The following is a 26,708-nucleotide window of genomic DNA, read 5'->3' as shown; positions in this document are numbered from 1 at the left end:
ACCGATAGGAGGGGGTACATGTCGGACAGATGGAGCGTTCTTCACCTTCAGCAAAACTATCTGCAGCTGACACTCCTGCCCGGCATCGGGGGCCGCCTATGGGATATAAACTTCCAAGGTCGCTCCCTCCTATTTCAGAACGCAGATCTCATCGGGTTGGAGGTCGATGACACACGGCTTACTGATCTGCCCACACGCTCTCCACAATTTGGTTTTCCGCTCTGGGGCGGAGAGAAGACATGGATCGCCCCAGATGCATCCTGGGTAAACGGCGCTCCGTTTCCCGTGTTGGACAGCGGCGCTTACCAGATCACGTCAAGAAGCAGCACTCATATCGACATGACCAGCGCAATATGCCCGACTTCGCACTTGTCGGTGTCGCGCCGCATCACACTGACATCCGCGGAGAGCTGGCATATAGAACACATCGTGGTCAACCATGGGACCTCGTCGCGACTGACCGGCATTTGGTCAGTCATGATGCTGAACACCCCTACCAAGATCGGCGTCGAAATGGATCATCCAGCGTTTTACCCTGTTTTTGGCTCGGCCGAAGGAATTGTGACCACACACGAGGCAAGCGTTGTTGCTGATTGTATAAGACAGCAGGAATTCAAGGTCGGGCTGCCGAACCCTAACGGACGTACACTGGTGCGGTGCGGCTCTGATGCGCCCTTGCTGATGTGCTCGGTACCAGAACCGCAACTGAGCGATCAATTTGCACACGACAATCCGTTTGAGGTCTTTAATTCGGGCGATTACGCCTATTGCGAAGCGGAGTGGCACTCCCCGGCACGCAATCTCGCACCAAATGAAACGCTGAGTTTTCGGCAGACGTTCCGCGTCTTGGCGGAGGAAGATGCATCCCAAATGCCATTGGGGCTCACAAACAACAAGGAGTTCCTGTCATGCATGTCCTGATTACAGGCGCTGGTGGGCATCTCGGCCGCAAACTTTTTGACGCGCTAGAAAGCGACCCCGACTACACCGTTTCTGGCATCGACATTCGCCCCGTTGATCATCCCGACATTCACACCGCAGACCTGTCCGACGACAGCAGTTGGGTCAGTTTGCTAAAGGGAGTGGACGTTATCGTGCATCTTGCCGGAGACCGAGAGCCCTCCGCCACTTGGGCCTCCGCGATCAAACACAATATGGATGCAACGCTTTCTCTCTATCACCATGCGGCAGCCATGGGCGTCAGCCGCGTGGTTCTTGCCAGCTCCAACTGGGTTCACGGCGACAAAAGGTTCACGCATGAGGTGCTCAACAGCACGACACCACCAGGGCCAGTAAACGCCTATGGCATGTCAAAACTATTCTGTGAACGGACAGGGGCCTATTTCGCCGAGCATCACGGACTGTCGGTCATCTGCTTGCGCATCGGCTGGACGCAATGGACTCACGGCAACCAACCCGGCACACACATGGCGATGGGCCGGTGGGGTCAGGAAATGTGGTTGAGTGATCGGGACTTTCTAAGCGGAATGCGCGCCGCAATAGATGCCAAGGATATTTCCTTCGCAGCCCTGAACCTAATGTCAGATAACCCAGGTATGCGCTGGGATATCACCGAAACACGGCAAGCGATTGGCTACGCTCCAGAGGATGGAAGCCCCGCAAAAATAACAGTGGGCATTTCCTTGAGATCCATGCTGCAGCGGCTGTTTACAATCCGACTCCCCAGCTTTTTCGCGACACGTTTCCCGGATTGGTAGAGTACAAGATCCGAGTATTGTTGTTGCGTTGCGCAACCAGTTTACGAAACCTCGCATCGAAGTAAGCGCTGAAAAGGTCAGCTTTGTCTGCTTCGCGGTAGACGGAGAGCGACATAACGAGCGCCAGATTCCGCAACCATTGGATGTTTGATGATTCGATGACGACTTGCGCACATCGCTGAAGCGGTTTTATGTGAAGCGATCTCTGGTTGAGTGATGACCGCTCAGTGGAACAAGTACCAAAGGCTGCCTTTTCATGCAGGATGCTCGTTAACTAACTACGTACTTCTTCATAACCGTCAACCTAGGGCACATGTCTTTTGTTGAGCTTTTCATAATTTTGTGCGTCGCGCACTCAACTAGTTTCAAGCAAGCTTCGAAGCGTTTCGCGACCTGAGATTGAATGCAGGGGTATCGTGCTCTACACGTTCTTTGAGTTCTAATGAGGCAACGATGCTTAACAAATCTTTAAAGACCGGCAAGGTCTTGGTAACGCTAGCAGCCGTTTCAGTTGATCCAACCGGTCTCGCTGCAGTCGGAGCCGGACTAGATACTTTGATACATGTGTTTGATGTTTTTTCATCCGAAAACTCTGATCTCAAGAAACTAGCGAAAGAGATTGACCGGAAATGCGCCCAAGAACTTGCAAAACCATATTTTGACAAACCGACTGACGCACGCCTACTGCTTCCCCAGATGCTGGAAAAATCTATTCTAAATGCAGATGACCTCGCTGAAGTGGGACTAGATGCAGCTGCGATTTACAAACGTATTGAAGCATCGATTCCAAGAAATCCAGACTTTCGCTCAGAGCACTTCACAGCTTTCAAGAAACTATACCAACCAATATTGGTGGATCTTTGTAACGATCCGCGATTGGAGGCGGCTATTCGAGTCCCTCTAACCAAAGCGACGCTACGAAAACTGAATGAAATAGCATCATCGAGCAAAAAGTGGTCCGAAGAACAAGAAGCTATCAGAAGTACTTTGGAAGATCTCGCTAGCCGAATGGGAGGCTTGGAAACCGCTGTTTCCAAGCCCGCGGCCTTGACACTTTCGGAGCTCCGAGCACTTGCCAGTAAATTTGGAGGTAAGGACTTGGGCGAAAAGGACGATTTAGTAAACTATATTACGTTGAAGTCTGATGAACTAGCTCGGCTGAAAGTTGAGATCGCAGCTTTGAAGGGCTTAAACCCCCGCGTTGACAATGTTCACTCAGCAGCTTCAGAAGCTCTAAGAAATTTGGATTTGGAAGAGGCAGAGGCTTTAATCTCTAGTGCAAAGGAAATTCATCAAGAAAGTATCCTAAAACCTGCACTAGATGAGAATACAAAACTGCTTACCACCGAGGCCAACATCTCTCTCTTGCGTGGCGACGTAGAGAAAGCTTACAGGACACTTTCAACTGCGGCAAACAGCTATCTGGTGATCAGTGATAAGATGGCCGTTTACATGCATAGCACACTTGAACCGATGTTGACCAATTATGGACAGCGTTATGGACATCAAGGATACGATTTTGCATTGAAGCTAATGCGAGATGCGTTGGCGTTGGTTAATCCTGATAGCCAAATTATTGAGTATCAAGCGGTACAGAACGATATCGGAAATATTTATCTACACTTATCAGATAGCCTCACCGGTAAAGAGGCAATCCAAAACCTTGAGCTCGCTGAGAAGGCATTCAGCGAAGCAAAAAGGGTCATTGATCCAGACAAGATGCCTTTCGATTTGGCGATGACCAGCAACAACATAGCAAATACAGTGAAACTTCGGGCGCGCTTTGAAAAAACTGTAGAGAAAAAGAAAGCGAAGCTACTGAAGGCCAAGAAGTTATACCTCCTATCATTAGAGAGATTTACGCCAGACAGTTACCCGTCTGAGAACGCGATGGTTAACCGTAATCTGGTCGCATGCTACGGCCAACTCGCCGGGCTAAATAAGAAAAACGAAGCTGCTAACCACAAGCTCTACTTGGATGCATTGTTCGCTGGGATGTCTGCATTTGAGTATTATCGAAAAACCAACAACCATGCTGAGCTTTTCAACACATGCATTGATTTAGCGATAGTCTCGATGCGAATTTACCAGCTAGGTATTGATGGTTCGCGCGGAATGGAAATTTCTGCAAAAGAATATCTAGATTTGGCGGAATCAATTTCTGATCAACAGAAAAGCCCCATTTATTGGGCGTTGGTCCAGCTAAACCGCGTATTTGCTAACTATACAGTAAATCTTCAGGAAAAAAGCGGCGATCCAATAGACATTTTGAAGACGTCGATTGCCGAAATTGACGGAATTTTAGCTACATTGAATGCGTCTCCAGATACCAATGTAGCGTCAGAGGCCGAAGCGTTTCGGCTAGTTTTGACTGAGCAATTGGATGCACTGTCGAAAAACAAACCCGACCCTCATGTTACCGAAAGATGAGCTTTTTGGAGTTTGAAGGTCTCGCACAAGAAAACCTTGTGCGAAGAGAAATCCTGCAGAAATCTGTGAACACCTCTGAGGGGTGTCACGTGGGCCACCTTCTGGTTGTATCGTCACCCATCTGGGTCCTCATCACTGCAGTGCCCAAATTCGTAAATACCCTGTTTTTTTATGCGGCGTATGAATGCTAGGTAGTTAACTACCCGGTCGATTTCATCCATTTCTCCAGTGGCATAAGCGACCGCAATCATCTTGAATTGAGCCTCAGGATCTTCCGCAATTTTTTCGTCTCGTCGAGCGGAGCTCTTTCCGGTCCCCAATGAAGCAGTAGTTGTTTCGCCTTCGCTCCACATCTCATCGAGATAAGCCCGTAGATTAAGCTCGGGAATATTCTCACCCAGCCTGCCTACAGCCTCCCATATTGGTTGAAGCCGTTCAGTAAGATTTCTTCGACTGCTAGTCATTTTTCTTCACCTCGCAGTTCAGCAATTCAACGTAGTTGGCCCAATCGAGGGACCGCCACTAAAACTGATGAGCATGAGCGGCGGAGCATCAACTTAGCTCCGCTACCAGCTTTTGTTGACTCAACCAGTCAGTTTAGATTGACGTTTTGCCCCCCCAATCATCAGTTCCCGAACCACATCTCGTGTCTCGTTCGGGTAGGCACGAACAAACCCAGCCTCGCAGGGGATTGTCTCAACTTCTTTACGATCCAGTGCCGGACCCAAATGGATCGCGGCGATCTCAAACTGCTCTGCCATTTGGCCCAGCGTTACATAGTGTTTTTCAAAAGCCTTAATACTCTCTTCAGTGATGTAGCAACGGTAGTGCTGTGTGTCTGGGTTTCGCAGTCTTATCTGATTCAGGTATCCATCATCTCGCAATAGCCGGATTGACCCGACGCTAATTCTCAAGCGTGCCGCTGCATCCAGAAGCGACAGATCACCAGAAAACACGCGCTCCGATTTTTCCAAGATCTCAGCGCAGTCTATAAGAATTCCAGCCAACCCCTCTACGTCGGGATCTCTCCAAACGCCGGTCAGTCGGCCTGCTGCCCAATCGGCGACAACGCGAGCCAGGGCCACCCTGCTCTGTCGGCTGTACTCCGAGAGGGGCAACCTATGACGTGCCCGAGAGGCAATGCGCAGGCCTTCAAGCCTAGTCAGCAAGGTCTGTACCGAGGACGATGGAACATAGCGCAGAGACGTTCCAAAGCGATAGGCTTCCAGAACAATATGCCGGATCAGTGCCTTAACATGGACCGGATGGATATTCAGCTGGACCGCGGTGGATTTGGTATTCTGCAACCCAGACCAGAAGTCGAGCACGGCAGCCAGATCCTCATGGCTGACATCTTTCATGTATGACAGGTCGCTCGCATTTATACCGCGAAGATGGGCGAGAATACCTCGCACCCGAACCTCGCCGACCCCATGTAGCTCCCGCGCGCGTTCAAGCGTGATGAGTTTGGGCGCTGAGATTTCCGTACCCAGAACTTTTGCGCCGGTCTGCAGCGGATAGTTTTCACGCACAAAATCCTGCACACAAGCCCTGAGGACTGCTGGCGCCGGGTCCTCTTCAGTTTCCTTAAGCCAGGTGTAGAATTCGCCCATATCTGTCGTGAAATAAGACCGTTTAGAGGAAGTCTGGCGCCTGGCACGCTCCAATTCAGATTTCAGGGCTTCCGGCCCACTCTTCAAAACCTCGAAACCAGCCGACATGCAAGCACGCTCTTGTTCGAAGTCCAAGTCCGAACGGTAGACGCCCCGGTCCATAGCAATCGCCATACCTAATGTCAGAGCGGCCTGATGAAGATGCGTCAGCTCCAGCGAGTCCAACCAGTCATCAGCGACCCCAAAGTCAATTCGGCGGCTCAGGTAGGTTTCAAACGAAGATCGCCCAAGATTTGTTGCGTCTTGAGCGGCCTCAAAGATCAGATCCTGGTGACGCGCCACTTGCTCAACCACGTCGTAGGTGAGATGCGCATGCGACGCGTTGGGAAGCTGGAGCAACGGTACGCCATGTTTGGCACAGGTCTTGATCGGCAGCACCAACCATTCAAGAAGTTGGAACGCGTTCTCAGGACCAGAAGCCTCCTTGGCCTCCACAATACATCTCGGACAAATCCGGGTGGTAGCCCGGCGGAACGAACCGGAGGTGGCAAAGGAATGCCCGACGCGGTACCGACAGGGGCCAACCAATCTGGCCGCCGCCAACTCCAACGCTTCAAATGACACTCCAGCCAGTTGTGACAGCCGCTCAAGCTGATCCGGATGGGCCGAGCAGATATGGGGCCATCTCAGACCCAGATCTGAACAGAACTCCCTCGTAACACTAAGATTGCGACGTGACAGTCGGGCGACATAGGAAGCAGGCGTCTCCATGTGATGATGAGGCAGAGTGAGAGCGAGTTGTCGTTTCATTGAAACCCTCCGTCCAACGAGGGGTCGCCGTGATCCAACCAGCCCATGATGGTCCTAACATCTATGCTAATGTAGTCTTGGGCAAGGAATGGGTTGAAAGCAGGTATACAACCCGACTTGCGCCGGAATGCTTCTGCAAAATGTCCAAGTCGGAGCTGGGTTTCTCCGTCGTAGAGCGCCTCTTCTATCCCACTCAGACACATTTCGATGATCATTCCAAACTCATTGCCGCCTGCGTGAACCAGCCGCTTGAGAAACTCTCCCTGTTGAAGTTCGTTGGAATGTGTCAGACCAGACTTCTCAACGAACTCAGTAAAGATCTCTGTGACCTCGGGTTCGTGGGATATCCAGCTCACTGCACCCAGGTACACAACATCTATGCGCCTTTTAAGCTGAACATCAGAATTGATCATCTCGATCAGATCGGGCGTGCCAGACAGAACAAGACCAACCGGCCAGTCCTTATCGTTCATAAGCGATTTTAGGGTGTTCACCACATCATTGCGGGTTTTGACGCCTTTGCTGATGTAAAGGTCCTGAGCCTCGTCCAGATGCACAAACAGGGTCCTTCGCATTTGGAGAAACTGACGCACCTGCGTCCATATGATCCCAACCGATTTGTCCCGAGCGAGCGGATACCCCAGACTGGACAGGATCGTCGTGCCAACGTTCTTTAGCGTCGCTGGTGACGGCACCAATAGCCGGATCACTTCCGCCACGTCCAAGCCCTCCGTTGGCAGGATCAGGTCCGTATGATTGTCAAACAAGCGGTCTGCGAGAGTGGATTTCCCACTGCCGGACGCCCCGATCAGAGCAAGACCACGCGCCTCGCTTCGGCTACCCAATCGGATAGCCGCCCTTCTTCGGCGGAGATGGCGATCAAAAACAAGTTTGAAATCGTGGAATACCTGGTGTGAAACGAACATATCTCGAAGACGCGCAATCTGGGCGTCAATCTCATCAGACGGGTCGCCGCGGAGATCAGTCATCTTCAATCCTCCATTTCGAAATTCTGGGACGATCCCCAGTGGGGTTTTGCCCCTGGCCAGCTGCGTCCTCGGTGGTGTCTTCTCCTTCGTCCATTGACGGGATGAAATGGCCGAATAGATCTGGCTCCGGCGGAAGGTCAAAGCTTTCAGGATCATCCGTTTCGATGCTCAAACCCAGGAACAGATCTTCTCTGGCCCGTCTAAGCCCTGCCGGTGTCTGACGCTTCAGGACAGCCCCGAACCTGCGCTCTTCATCGGAGGTCTTTTGGATGATGGCATGCAATGCGTCAGAGACAGTCTTCTCCTGAAGCACGGCCTCGGCCTTGTGTTTCAGCCGCAGCTGACGCGCAGTCGCTTCCCACTGTTCATAAGACACGGCGTCAAAGCACTTCTGCAGAGCGCGCGCCGCATACCACTTTTTCCCGATCTGAATCATGATCCAACCGAGATCGTTCAGGTCAACTTTTAAATGAACGTGACGGCGGCGGTCGTGCACATAAAACTCACGTAGTGCCTGGCAGGTATAGTCGATGCCAAACAGCCTCACTCCTTTGCCAAAAACACGCCTGCGATATCTCACACCAAAGGCTTTGCGTCGGGTGGTTTCTGCGAGCTGGGGGACAATACCCATTTTATCGGCGAGGCGTTTCCAGCAATTATTGGGGGTTTCGCCGTTCAGCCCGCGGTGCGGCATGTTGTGATACACGTCCACAACGAACCTGATGAGGATTTCCATCAGTACGTCATCTGAAAGAGAAGCCATCTCTTCCGAAGGGTAATCTCCTCGCTCTTTAGGATCGGAAAATGTGCGACCCGCGAGGAGCGGCATCAGGGCCGTCCCAAAGGTTCGAAATATACGCTCCACGCGCCCGCGCAAACGCGGTAGCCCGCCACGAGGCGTCTCAACAACCCCATGCGCATCAAAGACCGCACTTCGAAACTCATCGTCAACAAAAGCAACGCCAAGATCGGTCACCAGGGAACTCACCCCGCCGTAGTGATGCCAGGTCGATTTGCAGCCAGCCGCTATCGCAAGGTCCGTTTTATCGCGTGTGATGTCAGACAAAAGAGCCATGGCGTCTTGGCAATTCGGCTTTTCCGCCAGTCTCATACCCACCACACATCGCGTGGCACAGTCGATCGCGAGGTAAAGCCAACGACGCCCACGATCTAGCTTGGCGAGCTCTTCGGGACTCAAGTGATCCAGCGCACCCCTTTCAGCAAGTATCGTAATTAGATCAACGCACCATTCATCTATCTCAACACGCTCCATTGGGTAGCTTGCTGCGACACCTTCTTCATAGAGCGCGTACTTGCGATTGGCGTAGTCGACGCCATGCCGTTGGACGCATGTGAAATACGGATCAAGCTCAGAAAGTGCGCGCTCAACTTTGCGCCGCGAAGGAATTGTGAGCTCCGGCTTACCCTCCACCGCTCGTTGCTCGTTCACACTTTTAAACCGGTCCCGGCACACATCCGCGACGTTCTTCTTGGTGAGTCTTTTCCGGGTCAAATAGGCTTCGAGGCATTCGCCCAGCAATCTCGAAGCCTCCAGGCAGAACCGCGCAGTCCGGTTGCCAGACCTATGTGTACCTGGGATCAACCCGAGCGGAGAGCCGCCTGCTTTCTCGTATCGTTTCACCCATTCCCTTAAGGTTCTTGGACTGGGTGGGTCCCGATAAACGTTCTTCTTTCCGGCCCTCGGATTCCGCCAATTGCTTTGGGCAGCCCGCGCCTGTTTGTTTACATGGGCCTCAATGGAAGGAATGACGCTCTGAAGCGAGAAATCGGTCCGCTTCGCTTCATCGACTCGCTCAAATTGATAGAACCCGTCGACCCAGGAGAAACGCCATACCACCTCGGATCTCACTTCATCTGGCAGGCTTGCTATTGCTTCAACACCAGCACTCATTCGCACATCTTGGCGTTCAGGCAGAAAATACCCAGGATCAAAGGTCACATCGGGCCTTTGAAGGAGTTCGGCAAATTCGTCGAATGTGAGAGACAAGTTTCGACCAGTCTCATCAGAATCTTCGAAGTGGTAACCAAAGTCTGTTTTCCGGTCTAATTTGTACTTCCGGCCATCGATCGTCAGACGGCCAAAGACACTCACTCTGAAAGGCAGGTTCATTCGGCACCTCCCTTCGAAAGCAGAGTGTCGAGATCAATCAGGTGCTTTCTGTCGGCCGTTAGAACGTTTTCAAAGACCGCAATCACGATGCTCCTGAACCCTGCGCCACCGAGACCCAACAACTGGCACAGCTCGTTGACCGTTACTGGAAAACGAACGTCACAGATGATGGATTTGAGATGAGCCTGATGCTCCGAATTTCGCGTCTTTGAGAACTCAACAAAACGTTGTGCGTTTAGGGCCTCTGCGCGGGTGAAATCGCGCTCCGTCACTAACACGATGTCATCGGCAAAATCCTTGCGCATAGCTGCGCGGATCTGCTGCAGCTCGCGGCAGAAATTCTTCTCCAACACCACCTTCCACGGCTTCACCGCTACGGCCAATCGACGACCGTTTTTTAGCTCCACCAAAAAATCAATGAAGTGAGTTTTCCGATTGCCTGATTGATCGCGGTAGCTGATGAATTGTGGCTGTTCCCAAACATTGGTCACTGCAGGGTTAGCCAGCAGCAAAAACAGTACGCGCTGTTCCAGTTTACTTTCAAATTGAACGACCCTCGGGCGGTTTTGCCCAGGCAATTGCATAACAACTCCGCCTCGGGAGCTATGTGTTGATCTCCGGGGAATACCCCGTGTCGCACGGCTGGTTTCGGGCGACATCTCGCCCGTTAATGTGAAATCTTCATCTTTCATGTCTGTGATTTGGAGCGCCGACCAGCTTGGGCCGATCGTGCCTCTCCACCTTCTTTTGATGTTCCTTGGGCAAAGCCAAGCCACCTCATCGCCAAAAGCGACGACGAAACAGTTGACTTTGCGATCATGGCGGGGGAAGAAGGTGTATCGGTAAGCTATCGATACAGAATAGAAGGGTCTCGCGGTGTAGTGGCTTGCGAGGCCTTTTTCTTTCCTTCCTATGAGGTTGTTGCTAGCTCATATTTGGGCACCTCCGTTATCCATAACGTTCCGGCCACAGAGCTTCGGGAGTGGTCCCAAGCTTCTCTGCTATGGCTTTCTGAACATAGTCGGAGCGCCTGTATCCTTGTGACACAGTAGACACTGAGCTAATGGAACGACCGATGTCACGGCTCAGCTTGGCCAATGAACTGCCTTTAAGCCGAAGGTCACACTTGATCTGCTCATGCTTGGCGAGATCGACAATCAAATTCCCTGTCATGTGAAATGTTCCGACTGATTCCAGTTAACGAAACCTAACAAATGACTTTACAGGTGTCATTTTTATTGTTTAATTTCTGATATTTACACATTTGCGCCTCAAAAATTCAATGCAATGTCAGGCCGTCATCAGTTAAGCTGCTGTAACGCCGAGGGCTTTGCGCCAACGGATGCAAACAAAGATCTATGACCTTGAAGAAACTGGATAAGGCTTGAACACAGTAGTCGAAATAAAATGCGGCAGAGTTTCGACTATTTTCCTGCGAGAGACGCCAAATGCGTGGCAGCCATACCTGCGCCGCAAACTCCTCGCTCTACTCAAACTTAGCAAAACCCATAGGGAATTTGCTGAGCGGCTCGGAATTAGCCCTATGGTTGTGCGTCGGCTCCTGGACTTGCTTGGCGTCGACTATGTTCAACGCCTCTATAGGCAGTATGAAAGGGGAAAGACCTGTTCAGATATCGCCAACGCAAACGGGATGAAGCCTGCAACGCTGTCCAAACTCTTTAGGGAACGCGGCTTTGAGGTGCAGCGCGGTGTTCGTAGGCCCAAAGTGCCAAAACAAAAGCTGCGCCGCATCTGGTTTGAGACACAGGTAATCAACAGGGTGGCGCGAGCGTTCGATATTCGGTGGGAAACGGCGTTATATCTACTTAAGGACGAAAAGCTGATCGTGGGTTATGAAGGTCGACCGAGAAAACTCTCAAAATCATCACGGCCGCCGTAGGTTTTTCGTATGCGCCTCAGGGGCATTCTAGCAGACCTATTCTAGCTTCGGCACAGCCCAAAGTGGTCGTTCGACACGGTGCGGCCATTCTGCAGCCGCAGTCCGCATTTTTGCCTTTCGCTGCACAAGAGAAGTCGGGGGCGAATCGAAATCATAGCCCACAGGGCTTTTCAACCAATAGCTGGGCAAACTTCTTATATCCGCATTGGTGTACCACTACACTTTAACCTTACAAAAAGAGGACTTAGTGCTACCTCAAGCGCTGAAGAAAGTTACATCTCCTCGCCCCCCAATAACCACCAGTTCCTTATCCGACAGAAAATGCACACCTGTCACCATGGATGAGTAGCCTGAGCCGACATCTAGTTCTTGAAACACTTGTCGATCTCGAGTGTCGATGAGGATAACGCTACTCTCATCCGTAGAGATCGCAAGAATTGGGAGGTTCGGCGCAATAGCGCACGCAGGGTAGTTTGGGAAGCCGATAACCTCATCTAACTCATCACGAACGTTCGGCTCAAGTTTTGTCTGATCAAAAATAAATCTGTAAATACTATCGTCGTCAGCGAAAGGGACCAGTCGGTTGCGAATGCCGGCTGCCGTCTTTAACCTTCGATCCGGTAGCAGTTGCGCCACCTCTTGTCTATGCTGGTCAATCTCAACAGCCAACCCGTGCTGGCCCACGATGAAAATGTTTTCTCCCGTCGATGTCACCGCCATCGCGTTCAAAGGATAAGAGAATTGTGCAATATCGCGAACTTTGGAGGTTGGATTGATTGGATCGAGCTCGCAGATCTTACCATTTGCGCCAGCCGCCCACACCGAGCCATCGGGCATGCACACACAAAAATAAACTTCGAACCCTAGATCGTACTGGGCGGTCGAATTGATAGTGCCTGATATGACTTCGAAACAGTAGACCGTGTCTGCCCCGTAGTAGACAAAATTCGTTCCTGCTGCGTTTGCGCTCAGGCCATTAACGGACTGTAAGTTCAGATCAAGTATAGGCTTAGAGCCGGCCCCAGCTTGGTACAGCGCGCCTTCCAAACCTGAGAGCAGTAGATGTTTGTCGATTGCCACCGCACCAGTTAGGTCATCATTACCTGTACTGAATACCATCTCTAATCCTGTTATTCTCACGCGCCATGCGCTTTGATTGTCAAGGCCGACAATCACGCCGCGATCCTCAACGTCGATCGTTGACCAAGCATAGACGCCCTCGGAGTTTGGGTTTGGCACGGCGTGGCGTTGAATTGCCGAAAAGCGCGGCAAATCCGAAAAAGAGAGGGTCTCAGCCAGACTTGAGTAGGTCCATGCCTGCTGTCGGCGTTCATGACGGAGGACATCTTGGGACACGCGCCGGAAGCATTCATCAACAGTCAAGTTGTGGTTTAGAAGATGTTCGCACATAGAGTTGGCGAAGGTGCTCCCGGAGCCCGGCGTACCGTCTCCAGCTTCGCGTGTTGCGCTCGTGGAGTAAGCGAGTAGAAGATTCTGCCAATCGCGCTCAGAGGAAATTAGTTCATCAAGGTCGTTTGAGGACCGCCGCGCTTCTTCTGGATCTTGCGGCCAGTTTCTACAGGCATCGAGAACAACGATGCGGGACGCAGCACCTTCAGTAGCCTCGACGAATGCATTCAAGCTCAAACCCGTGTATGGAACACTAGCTGGTTGCAAAGGAAACTCGAAATCCGCCGGTAAGAAATAGCCACTGCCATGGCGTTCGACTGCGTGACCCGCGAGAAAGATTACCGCCTGCTCTGCCTTTTGGGCCATCAGTTTGAATTTTTCGAGAGCAGCATCAATTTGTTCTTTCGTTGCGTCTTTAACTACGGTTGTTACGAAGCTGCGCTTTTCCAACGCACCTGCGACGCGAGTTGCGTCACCTACTGCATTGTTCAATTCTTGGCCAAGGTACTTATTTACACCTATGACAAGTGCTTGACGTTGGCGATCTTGGTCGGAACCGTTCTGTTTCGACGATTTAGTTACCACGCACTGCTCCGCGAGTATTCATAGATTCTAAGCGATCCTGTATGGTACGAAAGCGCAACATTGCGCGCTTGCGAATGGCTTGCTTAGGCAAGCTTCTCCGAGGGTCTCAGCGCCTGCTATAAGATCGCAACCGAATGCACGCAAGAAACTTGCTGCACATCGGTTGGAGGCTCTGTACTGACGTTGGAGTGAGCGTAGCATCTTATAGGCGGGTATTTCCCGCTCAGTATAGGGCGATCCAAACCGAACCTTCCCAGCACGGTCAAACGCCGTGGCGCAGTCCACCTAAGCGACCGTTCGCTGCGACCGCTAGATCAGCGCGTTGCCCAAAGTCGTTCGTGCGCGACGAAGCTGCTTTCCTAGAAGAATTTGACCGAAAGAATGCTTGCGACAGGTGACTTGTGGGTTGAAAGCACATAACAAAAAACACATCTAAAGTTGAATTTATTTGAGGTGGTAGTGAAATGAGTAATACAGCTTCGGGCATTGGATACGGATACAACGTTGCAGTAGAAAAGTTGGCCGAAGAGCTTGCAGTTCCTCAAGATCGTTTCGAACAGGTCGAAAAGCGATACAAGGATTTAGGCGACTTTTTGCACCGCGATGGCTCTAAGGTCCGCGATTTTGATCCTGATGTTTATATCCAGGGTTCTTTTGCCCTAGGAACACCGATCAAGCCAGCATCAGCAGAAGAAGACTATGATCTCGACATCGTTGTATCCTTCAAGAATCTCTCAAAAGAGAAAATTAGCCAGGCTGAGCTTCGTCATCTGTTAAAGGATGAGTTGAAGGCTTATCGCAAGGTTCGTGGCATTCAGAACAAAGTCGATGAGTCTAGAAGATGCTGTACCCTCGTTTATGCCGATGGGGCACAATTCCACATGGATGTTTTGCCTGCGGTTCCTAACGAGGGCAAGATGCGCCTTATCCTCTCATCTTACCGAGCAAATGAGGCACTTGCAGAAGGTGCCATCGCAATTACAGATAGAGAGAAAACCGAAACATATTATGTTATCACGGACGACTGGCCGGGAAGTAATCCTCGTGGCTTTGCCGCTTGGTTTAAGTCTAGACAGCTTGAACAGTTAAACCAACGCCGTCGAGCTTTCCTAGATGAGCAGGGCAAAGTAACAGCCAGTGTCGAAGATGTACCTGTGTTCCGGGTTCGTACCCCTCTGCAATCGGCCATTATGATTTTGAAGCGGCATCGTGACGAGTGGTTCGCTAAGCAAGATGATCAAGATCTAAAGGTGATCAGTATCATTCTGACAACACTATCAACACATGCGTATGCCGGCGAAGATCGCGTGTCCGAGGCAATCGAAAAAATCCTAAGGGATATGCCTCAACATATTGATGATCGGAGTGGAGTTTATTGGATCGCTAATCCGACAGACCCTTCTGAGAATTTTGCTGATCGCTGGGAAACTTACCCAGAACGGGCGGAAGCTTTTTTCGAGTGGCTGGAGGCTGCCCGAGAGCATTTCGGAGCAGTTCGAGGGTTTAGTGACGCGAATTTTGTACTGAATGAACTTTCGCGGAGCCTTGGTGATCCAATCGTTGACGCCGCTCGGTTGCGTGTTGCTACTAGTGCTGGATCTCGTGCTGCAACTGTTGCCCCCGTTGCTGCAGCTGGGGCTTCATCGCCCGGCCTAGTATTTGGTGATGAACAGCGTAGACCCACGGAGCCAAAGGGGTTCGGCTGATGCCTGACGCGCCCATAATTGGGCGACTGATACAAGAGTGTGAAGAGTTGTCCGAGTTGGCGTCGAGCTTTGATTGGATCCAGGGAGCTGTTTTCAGTCAAAACAGCAGTGGTCTGTTATCGTGGTCATTTACGTTGGTGATAGAGGATAGACAAATACCACTACGCCTAGTTTTTCCCGCCCTTTTTCCAGACTTACCACCCTTCGTGCTTCCCGCAGATGAAACAGTGAGGCTTTCTCAGCACCAGTATGGTGAAGGTGGTGAGCTTTGCCTCCAATATCGACCCGACAATTGGCATCCAGATTGCAAAAGCATAGATGTGGTTCGGAGTGCGAAAGCGCTTCTTGAGGCCACTCCAGCGAACGACTTTGTTTCTGTAGTCGAAAGTGATCATCCTTCCGATCTACCGTCATTGCTTGCGGGTTATGAAAGACGCTTCATGTTGCCGTCCGAAACGAGGAGACTGCTCAGAAATCGGCTGGCTGGACGCGCCACCGATCTTCGCCTGACGCTTGAGCATCGGATTGCGTCAACCGGCACTCAAGCAGCTCTTGTCGCTCGAGTTGCGTCGATTGGCTACGAATCCAACTTTAGTGTTCCAAATGATGGCCCAGGCTTTGGTGGTAAAGTCGTTCATGGAGTGTTGTATCGGCTACCTGGAATTCACAAGTTACCGGATCTTACCCAGGAAAATGCTACCAAGCAGTTGTACTTGCTTCTACCGCGTTGGTTGCGAGAGTGGATTTCAAGATCTGAAGAAATGCCGGTTGTCTTGTCGAACGGTAGGGATGAGGTATTGTTCCTGGTTCGACATAGCGGAGCAAACAGACAAATAGATCTTTTCTATACGTTCGAGCCACCTCGGGTTAAGGAGCGCAGGTCACACGGCCAAATATTTCGAAAATCCAGCGTCTGCATTATTGGTGCTGGCTCGCTTGGTTCCAAGATTGCCGCTGGTCTGGCTCGCGAGGGTGTTGGGCACTTCATGTTGCTAGACAACGATGTCCTTTGGTCCGACAACTTGGTACGCAACGAACTGGATGAAATGGACGTAGGCCATCACAAGGCGATTTCACTCGAACAAAGGCTACGCCGAATAAATCCAAAGGTGCGGGTATCCGCTTTAGGAATGAGTCTGACGTCACAGTCGACAATTCAGAACATTGCAAAACTGGGCGAGATCATTAGTTCCTGTGATCTTGTCATCGAAACAACGGCCGATAGCGCTGTGTTTCGCATAGCTGCGGCTATTTGTACGAAACAAAGAAAGCCGCTTGTTTGGGCGCGGGTTTACGCCGGTGGGATTGGAGGGCTGGTAGCTCGGAGCGTTCCGACTGAAGATCCACCCCCTATCCTTGCAGCTGACCAATTGAGTGCATGGTGTGAAGCAAAAGACAAATCACCTCCAGAAGGACTTCAGCATAACTATGGGGTGCAGGGTGGCGACCAAGATCAACCATTATTCGCTTCAGATGGTGATGTCGGCGTAATTGCCAACCGAACATCTCGACATGCCTTGGATGCACTTTCTACTCCAGAAATGAGAGTCCATCCGGAGCCAGCATATTATATCGGTCTTCGGAGAGGATGGATTTTTGAACATCCGTTTGACACTCATCCCGTTATCTACAGTTCTCTTGGCGGATGGGGCAGCGAGGATGCTGAGGATAGCGGACTCGCGTTGGCTAAAGTTATGGAACATCTAGGGATTGTGTATGACACTTAGTCTCCGGTTTCCCGCAACTCACTGGAATGCCATGCGGGCGTGCTTGCAGAAAGGTGGTAGACGAGAGATAGGCGGATGGTTGGCTGCGGAACAACTTGGGCCTGGGGAATTTGAGCTGGTAGGTTTCACAGTTGACCTTGAGGTTGGGACACATAATCGCTTCGCCAGTCTTCCTGTTACGCATGGTGAGCAACTCGACAAGATACTACTTGAGCACGCAGATCGAACAGGACGAGTGGACTATTTGGGCGAGTGGCATTCTCATCCTACATTCCCGCCGATCCCAAGCGATATCGACGTAGCTGCAATGACCAAGATGGTCGAACACAACGGGCCGTCTTTTGCCACGTTGCTAATTGTCCGGATGCTGAGTGCAGAATTGCTCCAAGCGACCATAACAACTTTTCAACGTGGTTTACCGCCTGAGCAAGGTCAATTGATTACCGAGCGCAACCAGCGGACCAGGAGATTTCCTGAGATAGAAACTACGAACCCGAAAATGGGCAAGAGTTGATATCGAACAATGGATAGCAACTGCATAAAGTCACAAATCTTCAAATCTGGAGCCGCGCGCTGGCCAGCGCCGTTTCAAGAAATTGCAAGAACGTCTCTTAGCCCAAACTGCCAAATGACCCAATGTCCTTGACAACGGGCAACGCGAAAGAACCGATCTAAAATGCTGAAACGACACTTCGACAACTTTCTTACGAAACTCATTGATTGGTGGTTTCGAGTTGCTGCGATCGAACGTTATTTGATCGGAGCTGGCCTCGGACTATTGATCGCTGTTTATGGCGGCGTTCCCTTGATCATTGAGTTGTTGCGTCTTGCGCTGAGCGCGGTGCCAGAAAGTATAGAGAAATTAAGTGCCGCGATCGAGACCGTCGATGTCGCCATTTTAGGCATTGCACTACTCCTTATAATCGCGGGTCTTACACTTGCAGTCGCAAGATTCGTCAGCGATGCCCGAGTGCGATCAAAGAAGCGCAACGTTGTGATCGAAGCGCGTGGCCTGCGGGACGATGATGGCAATGCATTGGCAGACACGATTGCGAAGTGTCACGACGGGGCTGTGACACCGGTTTTGCTGGATTTGCGCAACAGGCTCGATGGTAAAGTGATGGAGCCAGAAAGGGCCTTGGACGACATCATGGCTATGCACCGGTCCTTTCAACAATACCGCATGGACGGTGACCGGGCGGATGTGAGGACATTCTATGGTGGATTGACGCCGGTCCCGTACACATTTCTGACGGGAGTTCTGCTCGATGACGAGGGCTCCATCGTAGTCTATGACTGGGATCGCTTTCAGGAAACCTGGCGCAACATCGAAGGTGAAGACGATGGTGCCCGCTTCGTCGTAGATGGGCTAGACGCGATTTCGGATGCCTCGGAAGTCATTTTGGCAATCACCTTTTCTTATCCAGTAAATGATGAGGACTTGGCAACGACTTTTGCGCTACCGACGATCAGATTGACGCTTGATGGTATGTCGTCAGACTCGCATTGGTCGCAAAAAAAACAGAACCGGCTTGCGCAGAACTTTCTCGAAGTTGCAAAGCAACTGAGCGATAAAGGAGTGCGACGTATCAATCTAGTGTTTGCAGCCCCCAACAGCGTCGTTTTCACATTCGGCAGACGCTATGACAAACGAAACCTCCCTGAAATCGTAGTCTACCAATATCAGCGCGGCGAGAGTCCCGCCTACCCTTGGGGTGTTCTGATGCCAGTTGCTGGAGTGGAGCGTGCTAAAATTCGGTACACGTCGGTTGAGGCTAACCCATCGCATAAAACTTGACGCTCTGCGGATCGAAAGTCTGGTTACATAGACTTCGGTATTCCATTATGCTTGGCAGCGAACGACCGCTTTCCGTCCAATTCTATAAAAAACAACGTGTTGCTGGCAAAGAGATTGATGGCGCGACCTGCACCGCCGCACTTGTTTTCGGGGCCGCGGGATTTGGACAAGCCAAACGCCCCTGGCCATCAGGGGTAAGACGTTGCCTTCCCCCTCGGGCAACCCCATTAGACAACACCGTGTCCTCGGCTGAGCCTGCGGGCCGCACCACTATTGTCGAATAGTATTGCCTCGCCCCCATCCGCGTTCGCCACGTGGCAGATCAGCAGGAACAGGCGCCTTCGGCGTCTGATCTGCAAATCAGTCCTGATTTTCCCAAAAGGAAGTCAGGATCAATAAAATCGGCTTAGGTGCTGGATGAAGGAAGTGAGGCGAAATGGCAAGGTTCTGTCGCTGGTGGCAGAACTATGTGTCGCCTTACACAAAGGAAAGTGGCGGACCGAGGAGGATTCGAACCCCCGACCCCTTGATTCGTAGTCAAGTACTCTATCCAGCTGAGCTATCGGTCCGCGTTGGTGAGGCGGTATGTAGACCCGAGGCCAAGGGCGCGCAAGTCGATTCTTCAAAAAAACTTCAAAAAGTCATATCGCCGCGTGGAAGCCTTATTTCAAAGGTGGTTCCATCAGGCCCTGTGTCTTTCAGAAACAGGTCTCCGCCGTGACCCCGCACCAATTCTTGCGAAATCGCGAGCCCAAGTCCCGAGCCGCCTTTGCGAACACCACCCTGAAATGGTGTAAACAGATTCTCTCGGGCCTTAGGAGGCAGGCCTGGACCCGTATCGCTGATTTCGATGCACCAGTCGGCTTCAAGCTCAGATGCAGACACTGTTACGCGCCCCGCCTTACCAGAGACCAAAAGCGCCTGACGGGCATTGCGCACAAGATTCATGACAACCCTGAAAATCTGTTCCGGGTCGGCACGGATAACAAGATCTTCGGGTACGTCGTTCACGATCTCAACGCAGGCATCGGCAATGGCGAGTTGTTCGCTGGCGACAACATCTGCGGTAACGTCCCGCAAGCGCACCATGGTCAGGGTTGGGGCTGGTTCTTCGGCGCGTCCGAACGCCAAGGTGCTTTCGCACAAGGAAACCGCCCGCGTGATCGAATTGACAAGTTTGGGTGCCATTCGCGCCACCAGGGGGTCATTGCTGGCCTCAATTCGATCGGTAAACAGCTGAGCAGAGGTCAGAATGTTGCGCAGATCGTGGCTGACCTTAGCCACCGCCCCGCCCAACTGGGCCAGACGTTCACGTTGTTTCAGGGCCTGGGTCAGATCGGTTTGAAGCATCTGCAGGGCCTCTTCGGCCTCGCGCAGTTCGGTCACCTTGGAATTGGGGGAGATGATGCCGCGCGCATCCTCAGGTGCGCTGGCATAGCGCTGCATGTAGCCAACAACGCTTTTGATCGGACGCACCAGTACCACGCGCACAGCCAGAAACAGGAACGAGGCCGTTATGATTGAGATCACAAAGGACAGCCCAAGGATGCGGAGCCCATAATCCGTCATGGCCATGCGCAAGGGCTCACTGTCCATTGTCACCTCGATCAACAGTCCTGCGTCTTTGACCGGCGCGCCGATCACACGAATGACCTCGTTTTCGGGGGTAAACAGCCTCGAGACAGCATCACGGATCAGCACCCAAGCGCTGGCATTACGCAAATCAAAGGTCTTGGTGATCTGGGTCGGGATCGGTGAAGACAGCATTAGCTGACGCACCTCGTCGCGGCGCAATACGACGTTATAGACCCCCGCATTTGACAGCAATTCCGCTTCAAGCTCATCAGCCAGCATATCGTCGGCCAACAAAGCAAGCGAGGCGATCTGGGCGCGTTCCAGCCGGTTCAGCAGAAAATCTTCACGGAAACGCGCGATCGAGGGCACAAAGATCAGCACTTCGGCCAACATGACGAAGACCGTCGTCAGGATCAGAAATCGGCCCGACAGCGAGTTCACTTTGCGCTCCTCCTTGGGTCAGGGAATCCAGCCCTGGACGAACCTGACCACTCGTTTAACCATTTGATTCTCAAACAGCCTTGGAGAGAAATAGGCTCCTGCCACACGTTTGTTAAGCTCTCCGACCGTTGGGTAAGGCGAAACCATCGCTGCGATCTGACCCATCTTGAGATTATTGGCCAGCGCAAGCGACCACAAGTTGATCAATTCTCCGGCCTGATATCCGACGATTGTCACGCCCACAGGTCGGCCCTTTACGACCATCACCTTGATGAACCCCTTGGTCTTGCGCTCGGAAACTGCGCGGTCATTGTGGTGATAGTCGAACCGGGCAACCTCCACCGCGTCGCCATGCTGTTCACGGGCTTGTGCCTCGGTCAGGCCGACCTGTGCCAGTTCGGGATCTGTATAGGTGGCCCATGGGATATGAGCGGTCTTCGCTTTCGACGGAAGCCCAAATAAGGCAGAGCGGATGATGATCCCCGCATGATATCCGGCGACATGGGTGAATTGCAGCCCACCTGCAACATCACCAATGGCATAGACCTTGCGATTGCTCGTGCGTAAAGAGTCGTCCACCTTGATGCCTGCCCGCGTGCTGTCGATCCCGGCAGTGTCGAGGTTCAGACGGTCGATATTGGCCTTGCGTCCGACGGCCAGCAACAGATGAGAGCCCGCGTAGACCTCATCATTCTCAGTGACCACCTCAATGGTGCCTGCATTTTCTCGGATCTGGGACACCATGGCGTTTTCATGGATTTCGACACCTTCAGTCCGAAGGCTGTCCAGCACGACGGCTGCAGCTTCAGGGTCGTCTTTGCCCAGCGCACTAAGGCCCTCGATCACGGCCACTTTGCAGCCCAGCCGGTTATGCGCCTGCGCCATTTCCATGCCGATGGGACCTCCGCCAATGATCAGCAGGTGCTCGGGCTTATCGCGCAGGTCGAATATGGTCTCGTTGGTGTAATACGGCACTTGATCCAGCCCGGGCAGCGGCGGCACCAAGGGCGATGAACCTGTGGCCACCACGACGCGACGGGCGGTGATCAGATGATCTCCGGCCTGTACCTGCGTGGGTGAGATGAAGCGACCGTACTCCCGGATTACCTTGACGCCAAAGCCTTCAAAACGCTCCTGACTATCCATGGGTTCGATCTGGGCGATAACACTCTGCACATGATCCTTGGCTGCTGCATAATCCACTTGTGGCATCGCATCCGCGACGCCAAAAGCCGACGCGTGGGCTTGAGCATATGCAGCCTTGCCGCTGGCGATCAGAGCTTTGGATGGGACACAGCCGAAGTTCAGGCAATCCCCACCCATCTTGTGGCCTTCCAGCAGGATGACATCCGCACCCATCTGTCTGGCCCCGGCGGCTACAGACAACCCGCCTGACCCGGCCCCGATCACCAGGATATCGGTTTTCAACTCTTGCATGGATCAGGAGCCCTTTCGACCACGGAGGGATTTGATGACAATCGGCAGCGCTGCCAGCGCGCACAAGCCAATAATTGGCCCGATCACGAAGGGTTCCCATAACAGCGAGACATCCGGGGTTTCGCCGCGATCAAAGACACCACCCAGCCCAACACCGATCCAGGTATAGACAATCCCACCAGGGATGATGCCCAGCGCCGTCGTAATCAGGAAGTTTCGGAACTTTACCCCAACCAATGCCGGCACCAGATTGGCAACGAAGAAGGGCACCACAGGTACAAGACGCAGCAGGAACAAAACCGAGATTTCATTCTCACGCAGCCCGTCCTTCAGTTTCTTGACCGTCCCTTCCGAGGCTTCAAGCTTGGCGGTCAGAGATTCACCCAAACCCCAGCGTGCGGCCAGAAAGATCGTCGAAGCGCCTATGGTGGCGGCAAAAACATTGAAAGCCGTTCCTGCAAGCAACCCGAACAGGAACCCACCGGTCATCGAGGCGACCGCAGCGCCAGGCAGCGAGAAAGCAACAATAATGATGTAAATCCCTACGAAAGCCGCCGCCATCGCCCAGTAGTTTGAATCGCGCCAGGCCAGCAGAGCCTCGCGATTGTCACGCAGGGTTTCAAAGGTCAGATAGTCGCCCAGCGCAAAGAACCCCACGGCGGCAACGGCGAGAATCACCGCCAATGGGATATGACGTGCCAGCCCGTTGCGCGGGATCTTGGTGGTTTCGTTCATCTGGGTAGCAGGTTCTTGTTCATTCATCTTGCCCACAACATGCGCCGCCCGCGCGCGCTGCAACAGAGGCCTCACGGGGCCTTGATGTTTATGGCACTTAATGTGAGGGATACGCGCTCTGAACCCGGTTTTTGAAATCTTTTGCCCGGGCAGATTACAGATTTGTTGCAAAACGCACCAAAACCCCCACCTAGGGGTTTGACTTACCCCCCGCTACCCAGTAGAGGACGGGCTTCGAACACTAGGGCTAGGCGAATCCGCGCCGCACCCACCGCTATAGATTGGAGACGGAGCGATGAAACGCACCTATCAGCCTTCGAACCTGGTTCGCAAACGCCGCCACGGTTTCCGCGCGCGCATGGCTACCAAAGCCGGCCGCAAAATCCTGAACGCACGTCGCGCACGCGGCCGCAAGTCGCTGAGCGCATAAGCCGCTCGACCTTTCAGGTTATGAACATGACGCCGCCGGAGGCCCCTGAGGATGGTAACAACCAGCCGAGGGTGATGCCCCCGGCGGCGTCCGTTTGCGCATCTGAATCATTGACCGTACTGCAGAATCGCTCGGACTTTCTGAAAGCCGCGCGGGCCAAACGGCAAGGCACTGCATCGATGATGGTGCAGGCGCGTAAACGTGGCGCTGATGAGGCTGCGGGCATTCGCATCGGGTTCACCTGCTCAAAGAAGGTCGGCAATGCCGTCGCCCGCAACCGCGCCAAACGCCGCCTGCGTGAAGCCGCGCGAGCCGTATTACCTATTCATGGGCATGCGGGCTGGGACTACGTGTTGATCGGCCGCGCCGAGGTTACCGCTGCACGGCCGTTTGATGCGCTTAAAGACGATTTGCGCTATGCGCTGCGCAAAATACACGGGGGTGGCAAATGACCCTCTTTGCCCATCTCCTCGCCCTGCCCGTCCGGGCCTACCGGTTGATCTTCAGCCCCTGGGTTGGATTTAACTGCCGCTATCAGCCGACTTGTTCCGCCTATGCACTGGAAGCGCTTGATAAACACGGCGCCATCAAGGGCGCATGGCTGGCGGCGCGCCGGATCGGGCGCTGCCATCCGTGGGGTGGCGATGGCTATGACCCTGTGCCCGACGACGAACGACCCTGACCCTTGCCCGGTTCACCCAACTGCGATAGGCCCCGCCCATGTTTGATGAAGCCGACGATATCCATCCGCTTTTTGCCGGTGCGCCTTCAACCACCGAGTTCAAGAAGCTGCGCAAGCGCATCGTGCGCCAGACGCGCGAGGCCATTGAGCAGTACGGCATGGTGGACCGCACCGCCGAAGGTAAAACACCCCGCTGGTTGGTCTGCCTGTCGGGCGGCAAGGACAGCTATACCCTTCTGGCGGTGCTCTACGAACTGAAATGGCGCGGTCTGCTGCCCGTGGATCTTCTGGCCTGCAATCTGGATCAGGGGCAACCGGGGTTCCCGGCAACAGTCCTGCCAGAATTCCTAGACCGTATGGGGGTGCCACATCGGATTGAGTATCAGGACACCTATTCCGTTGTGATGGACAAAGTTCCGCAGGGCCGCACCTATTGTGCGCTGTGTTCACGCCTGCGTCGGGGCAACCTCTATCGTATCGCGCGCGAGGAAGGTTGTTCCGCGGTCGTGCTTGGCCATCACCGCGATGACATTCTTGAGACCTTTTTCATGAACCTGTTCCATGGCGGTCGTCTTGCAACCATGCCCCCCAAACTGGTGAATGAAGAAGGTGATCTGTTCGTCTATCGCCCGCTGGCCCATGTGGCCGAGGCAGATTGCGAGAAATTCGCCAAGGCGATGAACTATCCCATCATACCCTGCGACTTATGTGGCAGTCAGGACGGGCTGCAGCGCCAGCAGGTCAAGCAAATCCTCGATCAATGGGAAAAGAACAGCCCCGGTCGGCGGCAAGTGATGTTTCGGGCATTGACCAATGCCCGGCCTTCGCATCTTCTGGACCCGAAACTGTTTGATTTTGCAAACCTTTCGATCGATCCGATTCAAAAAGACGAAAATTCAGACGAAATTCCCCAGTTACGTTAACGCCTGACTCAGATTGATTTCCTACGGTTGGCTTGCGCGATCCTAGCCCAAGCTGAAGGCCGTAAAATCTATGCGGAAATTCCTCTTTGTCGACCGTTGTTCCGAAACACTGCGGATACTTCTCACCGGACCGCAGGTTCTGGCCTTTATTCCTGCGGCGTGTTTAGCCGCCTTCTGGTTGGGCGGTGAACGGGCGCTTGTTACCACAGCGTTGGGGTTGCCCCCTGCTTTTGCCGTCATCGGAAATTGGGGAAGCCGTTCTTATACAGCCCACAATTCAGGTATGCGCCCCAGCGGCCTGGTTCCATATGACGTATTCCAATCAGAGTTGGAGGCGTTGAGTGAATCGGTCAGCAAATCAGGTGAGAATGCCGCCTGTATCGCAATTGCTTTGGACGGCTATGCCGACCTTCAGGATCTGCACGGTCAGGCTGCCGCCACTCATGTAAAGCAGCAATTCAGTGATCGCATCCTGTCGATCATCCGAAATCAGGACATCTTTTCGCAGATCGATCAGAACCGGTTTCTCATTGGCCTGCATCCCTCCCCACATCTTGATCTGGAAGCCTGCATTCAAATGTCTGGCCGCATCCAAAGCGCAGTCGAAGAGCCACTTTTGTTGAATGGCACAGGAGTTTACCAATCCTGCTCGATCGGGTTCTGCCTGCATTCAGACCTGCGACAGGTCGAGGCTGATGAGTGGATTGGCGCCGCCACCGCTGCACTGTCCGAGGCGCAAAGAAGCGGTCCCTCGACCATACGCGCCTATTCAACCGCGACCCGTCGGCGATCCCTGGTCCGAGCCAATTTGAGAAAAGAGTTCGAGGCGGCATTGGACAATGGAGAGATTCGGCCCTGGTTTCAGCCTCAGGTTTCAACGGATAATGGGAACATCACAGGGTTCGAGGCTTTGGCAAGGTGGGAGCATCCAATAAAAGGTGTTCTCAGCCCGCAGGTATTCCTGCCCTTCGCCGAGCAAGCCGAACTGATGGAGCGGCTAGGCCAAATCATGCGTCACCATGCTTTTGAAGCGATGCAAGCTTGGGATCGTGCAGCATGCGTTGTGCCCCGGATCGGTATCAATTTCTCATCCGATGAGTTGCGCAATCCCGGCTTGATCGACCGCCTGAAATGGGAGTTGGATCAGTTTGATTTGACACCGGATCGGCTGGCGGTTGAGATTCTGGAAACCGTGTTCTCGCGCAGGCCGGATGACGTGATCACGCGGAATGTAACCGGCATGGCTGCGCTTGGATGCTGTATCGACCTGGATGACTTTGGAACCGGCCATGCCTCGATCGCCTCGATCAAGCGGTTTGACGTCTCGAGGATCAAGATTGATCGGACATTTGTCACCAAATCGGATCAAGATCCCAGCCAGCAGCAACTGGTCAGCGCCATTCTGACCATGGCTGAACGTCTGAACCTCGAGACGCTCGCCGAAGGCGTGGAAACGCCCGGCGAGCACGCGCTGATGGCGCAATTGGGCAGTAACCACGTTCAGGGGTTCGGAATTGCAGAGCCAATGCCATTTGAGCAGACCCTGGATTGGATCGCGGCGCATCGTGCCAAGATCAGGGGTGCATCCAAGATCGGTCGCAAAATGGGATGAAATCTGCAATTACGGTGCGCCAAATCCAGCGCCGGAGCGATTTGATGGGCGATTCC

23 protein-coding genes and 1 tRNA gene are annotated in these 26,708 nt (G+C 53.0%); 13 read left to right on the top strand and 11 right to left on the bottom strand.

Features of this window, described 5'->3' with window-relative positions; translation table 11 throughout:
• Positions 1-18: 18 nt before the first annotated feature.
• The 3 genes from ACR0BI_RS17525 (at position 19) to ACR0BI_RS17515 (ending at position 4,148) form a co-directional block, all read left to right on the top strand.
• A complete protein-coding gene (locus ACR0BI_RS17525) occupies positions 19-921 on the top strand; it encodes a hypothetical protein (RefSeq protein ID WP_480562654.1) in 903 nt (300 codons plus the stop codon).
• Positions 909-1,718 carry an NAD-dependent epimerase/dehydratase family protein gene (locus ACR0BI_RS17520; protein WP_480562655.1) on the top strand — a complete coding sequence of 270 codons (810 nt, stop codon included), beginning with the start codon at positions 909-911 and terminating at the stop codon, positions 1,716-1,718. Before ACR0BI_RS17525 ends, ACR0BI_RS17520 begins: the two co-directional genes overlap by 13 nt.
• 453 nt (positions 1,719-2,171) lie before the next feature.
• Positions 2,172-4,148, top strand: a complete 1,977-nt coding sequence (locus tag ACR0BI_RS17515) for a hypothetical protein (protein WP_480562656.1) — start codon at positions 2,172-2,174, stop codon at positions 4,146-4,148.
• Positions 4,149-4,261: 113 nt separating this feature from the next.
• Here the strand turns inward: ACR0BI_RS17515 and ACR0BI_RS17510 are convergent, their stop codons facing one another.
• The 6 genes from ACR0BI_RS17510 to ACR0BI_RS17485 form a co-directional block, all read right to left on the bottom strand.
• On the bottom strand, positions 4,262-4,612 hold the full coding sequence (locus ACR0BI_RS17510) for a hypothetical protein (RefSeq protein ID WP_171181583.1): 351 nt from the start codon (positions 4,610-4,612) through the stop codon (positions 4,262-4,264).
• A gap of 120 nt (positions 4,613-4,732) precedes the next feature.
• Positions 4,733-6,571 (bottom strand): TniQ family protein, encoded by a 1,839-nt coding sequence (locus ACR0BI_RS17505; RefSeq protein ID WP_480562657.1) that lies wholly within the window; start codon positions 6,569-6,571, stop codon positions 4,733-4,735.
• A complete protein-coding gene (locus tag ACR0BI_RS17500; protein ID WP_480562658.1) occupies positions 6,568-7,560 on the bottom strand; it encodes an ATP-binding protein in 993 nt (330 codons plus the stop codon). Before ACR0BI_RS17500 ends, ACR0BI_RS17505 begins: the two co-directional genes overlap by 4 nt.
• Complete coding sequence (locus ACR0BI_RS17495) at positions 7,553-9,691, bottom strand: transposase (protein WP_480562659.1); 2,139 nt, start codon at positions 9,689-9,691, stop codon at positions 7,553-7,555. The genes ACR0BI_RS17500 and ACR0BI_RS17495 overlap by 8 nt, the downstream gene beginning before the upstream one ends.
• Positions 9,688-10,383 (bottom strand): Tn7 transposase TnsA N-terminal domain-containing protein, encoded by a 696-nt coding sequence (locus tag ACR0BI_RS17490; protein WP_480562660.1) that lies wholly within the window; start codon positions 10,381-10,383, stop codon positions 9,688-9,690. The genes ACR0BI_RS17495 and ACR0BI_RS17490 overlap by 4 nt, the downstream gene beginning before the upstream one ends.
• A 256-nt stretch (positions 10,384-10,639) precedes the next feature.
• Positions 10,640-10,864: a helix-turn-helix domain-containing protein gene (locus ACR0BI_RS17485; RefSeq protein ID WP_367935763.1), complete on the bottom strand. Its 225-nt coding sequence runs from the start codon at positions 10,862-10,864 to the stop codon at positions 10,640-10,642.
• A 211-nt stretch (positions 10,865-11,075) separates the two neighbouring features.
• Here ACR0BI_RS17485 and ACR0BI_RS17480 point away from each other — a divergent pair, with 211 nt between their 5' ends.
• Positions 11,076-11,591 (top strand): hypothetical protein, encoded by a 516-nt coding sequence (locus ACR0BI_RS17480; RefSeq protein WP_480562661.1) that lies wholly within the window; start codon positions 11,076-11,078, stop codon positions 11,589-11,591.
• A 255-nt stretch (positions 11,592-11,846) separates the two neighbouring features.
• Here the strand turns inward: ACR0BI_RS17480 and ACR0BI_RS17475 are convergent, their stop codons facing one another.
• Positions 11,847-13,586, bottom strand: coding sequence for a caspase family protein (locus ACR0BI_RS17475; protein ID WP_480562662.1), 1,740 nt, complete (start codon positions 13,584-13,586; stop codon positions 11,847-11,849).
• Positions 13,587-14,050: 464 nt separating this feature from the next.
• Here ACR0BI_RS17475 and ACR0BI_RS17470 point away from each other — a divergent pair, with 464 nt between their 5' ends.
• The 4 genes from ACR0BI_RS17470 to ACR0BI_RS17455 all read left to right on the top strand — a co-directional run bounded on the left by ACR0BI_RS17470 (position 14,051) and on the right by ACR0BI_RS17455 (position 18,817).
• A complete protein-coding gene (locus ACR0BI_RS17470; protein ID WP_480562663.1) occupies positions 14,051-15,292 on the top strand; it encodes a nucleotidyltransferase domain-containing protein in 1,242 nt (413 codons plus the stop codon).
• On the top strand, positions 15,292-17,019 hold the full coding sequence (locus ACR0BI_RS17465) for a ThiF family adenylyltransferase (RefSeq protein ID WP_480562664.1): 1,728 nt from the start codon (positions 15,292-15,294) through the stop codon (positions 17,017-17,019). Before ACR0BI_RS17470 ends, ACR0BI_RS17465 begins: the two co-directional genes overlap by 1 nt.
• Positions 17,009-17,533 carry a Mov34/MPN/PAD-1 family protein gene (locus ACR0BI_RS17460; protein WP_480562665.1) on the top strand — a complete coding sequence of 175 codons (525 nt, stop codon included), beginning with the start codon at positions 17,009-17,011 and terminating at the stop codon, positions 17,531-17,533. Before ACR0BI_RS17465 ends, ACR0BI_RS17460 begins: the two co-directional genes overlap by 11 nt.
• A 162-nt stretch (positions 17,534-17,695) precedes the next feature.
• Entirely contained in the window at positions 17,696-18,817 is a 1,122-nt protein-coding gene (locus ACR0BI_RS17455; RefSeq protein WP_480562666.1) for an SAVED domain-containing protein, read from the top strand.
• Positions 18,818-19,309: 492 nt separating this feature from the next.
• On the opposite strand, the gene ACR0BI_RS17450 is transcribed toward ACR0BI_RS17455, so the two are convergent.
• The 4 genes from ACR0BI_RS17450 to ACR0BI_RS17435 all read right to left on the bottom strand — a co-directional run bounded on the left by ACR0BI_RS17450 (position 19,310) and on the right by ACR0BI_RS17435 (position 23,032).
• A tRNA-Arg gene (locus ACR0BI_RS17450) sits at positions 19,310-19,386 on the bottom strand.
• Positions 19,387-19,450: 64 nt separating this feature from the next.
• Positions 19,451-20,833 carry a sensor histidine kinase gene (locus tag ACR0BI_RS17445; RefSeq protein ID WP_480562667.1) on the bottom strand — a complete coding sequence of 461 codons (1,383 nt, stop codon included), beginning with the start codon at positions 20,831-20,833 and terminating at the stop codon, positions 19,451-19,453.
• Between the two features lie 18 nt (positions 20,834-20,851).
• Positions 20,852-22,270 (bottom strand): dihydrolipoyl dehydrogenase family protein, encoded by a 1,419-nt coding sequence (locus ACR0BI_RS17440; protein WP_480562668.1) that lies wholly within the window; start codon positions 22,268-22,270, stop codon positions 20,852-20,854.
• 3 nt (positions 22,271-22,273) lie between these two features.
• On the bottom strand, positions 22,274-23,032 hold the full coding sequence (locus ACR0BI_RS17435) for a TVP38/TMEM64 family protein (RefSeq protein WP_480503723.1): 759 nt from the start codon (positions 23,030-23,032) through the stop codon (positions 22,274-22,276).
• A 268-nt stretch (positions 23,033-23,300) separates the two neighbouring features.
• Here ACR0BI_RS17435 and rpmH point away from each other — a divergent pair, with 268 nt between their 5' ends.
• The 5 genes from rpmH (at position 23,301) to ACR0BI_RS17410 (ending at position 26,652) form a co-directional block, all read left to right on the top strand.
• A complete protein-coding gene (rpmH, locus tag ACR0BI_RS17430; protein ID WP_005980833.1) occupies positions 23,301-23,435 on the top strand; it encodes a 50S ribosomal protein L34 in 135 nt (44 codons plus the stop codon).
• Positions 23,436-23,461: 26 nt separating this feature from the next.
• Positions 23,462-23,887 (top strand): ribonuclease P protein component, encoded by a 426-nt coding sequence (gene rnpA, locus ACR0BI_RS17425; RefSeq protein ID WP_170392869.1) that lies wholly within the window; start codon positions 23,462-23,464, stop codon positions 23,885-23,887.
• Positions 23,884-24,117, top strand: a complete 234-nt coding sequence (yidD, locus tag ACR0BI_RS17420) for a membrane protein insertion efficiency factor YidD (RefSeq protein WP_170508727.1) — start codon at positions 23,884-23,886, stop codon at positions 24,115-24,117. Before rnpA ends, yidD begins: the two co-directional genes overlap by 4 nt.
• 38 nt (positions 24,118-24,155) lie before the next feature.
• Positions 24,156-25,040, top strand: coding sequence for a tRNA 2-thiocytidine(32) synthetase TtcA (ttcA, locus tag ACR0BI_RS17415; protein ID WP_170508729.1), 885 nt, complete (start codon positions 24,156-24,158; stop codon positions 25,038-25,040).
• 70 nt (positions 25,041-25,110) lie between these two features.
• The gene (locus tag ACR0BI_RS17410) at positions 25,111-26,652 is read left to right on the top strand and encodes a putative bifunctional diguanylate cyclase/phosphodiesterase (protein WP_480562669.1); all 1,542 of its coding nucleotides are present in this window, start codon (positions 25,111-25,113) and stop codon (positions 26,650-26,652) included.
• Positions 26,653-26,708: the final 56 nt, after the last annotated feature.

The organism is Ruegeria sp. E5 (assembly GCF_056534105.1).
The sequence above is the reverse complement of the archived record's forward strand: the minus strand, read 5'-3'. Positions and strand labels throughout refer to the sequence as shown.

Coding starts and splice junctions, on each gene's coding strand:
- ACR0BI_RS17515 (WP_480562656.1), top strand. CDS start 2,172: ATGCTTAACAAATCTTTAAAGACCGGCAAGGTCTTGGTAACGCTAGCA.
- ACR0BI_RS17435 (WP_480503723.1), bottom strand. CDS start 23,032: ATGAATGAACAAGAACCTGCTACCCAGATGAACGAAACCACCAAGATC.
- ACR0BI_RS17410 (WP_480562669.1), top strand. CDS start 25,111: ATGCGGAAATTCCTCTTTGTCGACCGTTGTTCCGAAACACTGCGGATA.
- ttcA (WP_170508729.1), top strand. CDS start 24,156: ATGTTTGATGAAGCCGACGATATCCATCCGCTTTTTGCCGGTGCGCCT.
- rpmH (WP_005980833.1), top strand. CDS start 23,301: ATGAAACGCACCTATCAGCCTTCGAACCTGGTTCGCAAACGCCGCCAC.
- ACR0BI_RS17465 (WP_480562664.1), top strand. CDS start 15,292: ATGCCTGACGCGCCCATAATTGGGCGACTGATACAAGAGTGTGAAGAG.
- ACR0BI_RS17455 (WP_480562666.1), top strand. CDS start 17,696: ATGCTGAAACGACACTTCGACAACTTTCTTACGAAACTCATTGATTGG.
- ACR0BI_RS17505 (WP_480562657.1), bottom strand. CDS start 6,571: ATGAAACGACAACTCGCTCTCACTCTGCCTCATCATCACATGGAGACG.
- ACR0BI_RS17440 (WP_480562668.1), bottom strand. CDS start 22,270: ATGCAAGAGTTGAAAACCGATATCCTGGTGATCGGGGCCGGGTCAGGC.
- ACR0BI_RS17490 (WP_480562660.1), bottom strand. CDS start 10,383: ATGAAAGATGAAGATTTCACATTAACGGGCGAGATGTCGCCCGAAACC.
- ACR0BI_RS17520 (WP_480562655.1), top strand. CDS start 909: ATGCATGTCCTGATTACAGGCGCTGGTGGGCATCTCGGCCGCAAACTT.
- ACR0BI_RS17460 (WP_480562665.1), top strand. CDS start 17,009: ATGACACTTAGTCTCCGGTTTCCCGCAACTCACTGGAATGCCATGCGG.
- ACR0BI_RS17485 (WP_367935763.1), bottom strand. CDS start 10,864: ATGACAGGGAATTTGATTGTCGATCTCGCCAAGCATGAGCAGATCAAG.
- ACR0BI_RS17470 (WP_480562663.1), top strand. CDS start 14,051: ATGAGTAATACAGCTTCGGGCATTGGATACGGATACAACGTTGCAGTA.
- yidD (WP_170508727.1), top strand. CDS start 23,884: ATGACCCTCTTTGCCCATCTCCTCGCCCTGCCCGTCCGGGCCTACCGG.
- ACR0BI_RS17525 (WP_480562654.1), top strand. CDS start 19: ATGTCGGACAGATGGAGCGTTCTTCACCTTCAGCAAAACTATCTGCAG.
- ACR0BI_RS17500 (WP_480562658.1), bottom strand. CDS start 7,560: ATGACTGATCTCCGCGGCGACCCGTCTGATGAGATTGACGCCCAGATT.
- ACR0BI_RS17510 (WP_171181583.1), bottom strand. CDS start 4,612: ATGACTAGCAGTCGAAGAAATCTTACTGAACGGCTTCAACCAATATGG.
- ACR0BI_RS17495 (WP_480562659.1), bottom strand. CDS start 9,691: ATGAACCTGCCTTTCAGAGTGAGTGTCTTTGGCCGTCTGACGATCGAT.
- rnpA (WP_170392869.1), top strand. CDS start 23,462: ATGACGCCGCCGGAGGCCCCTGAGGATGGTAACAACCAGCCGAGGGTG.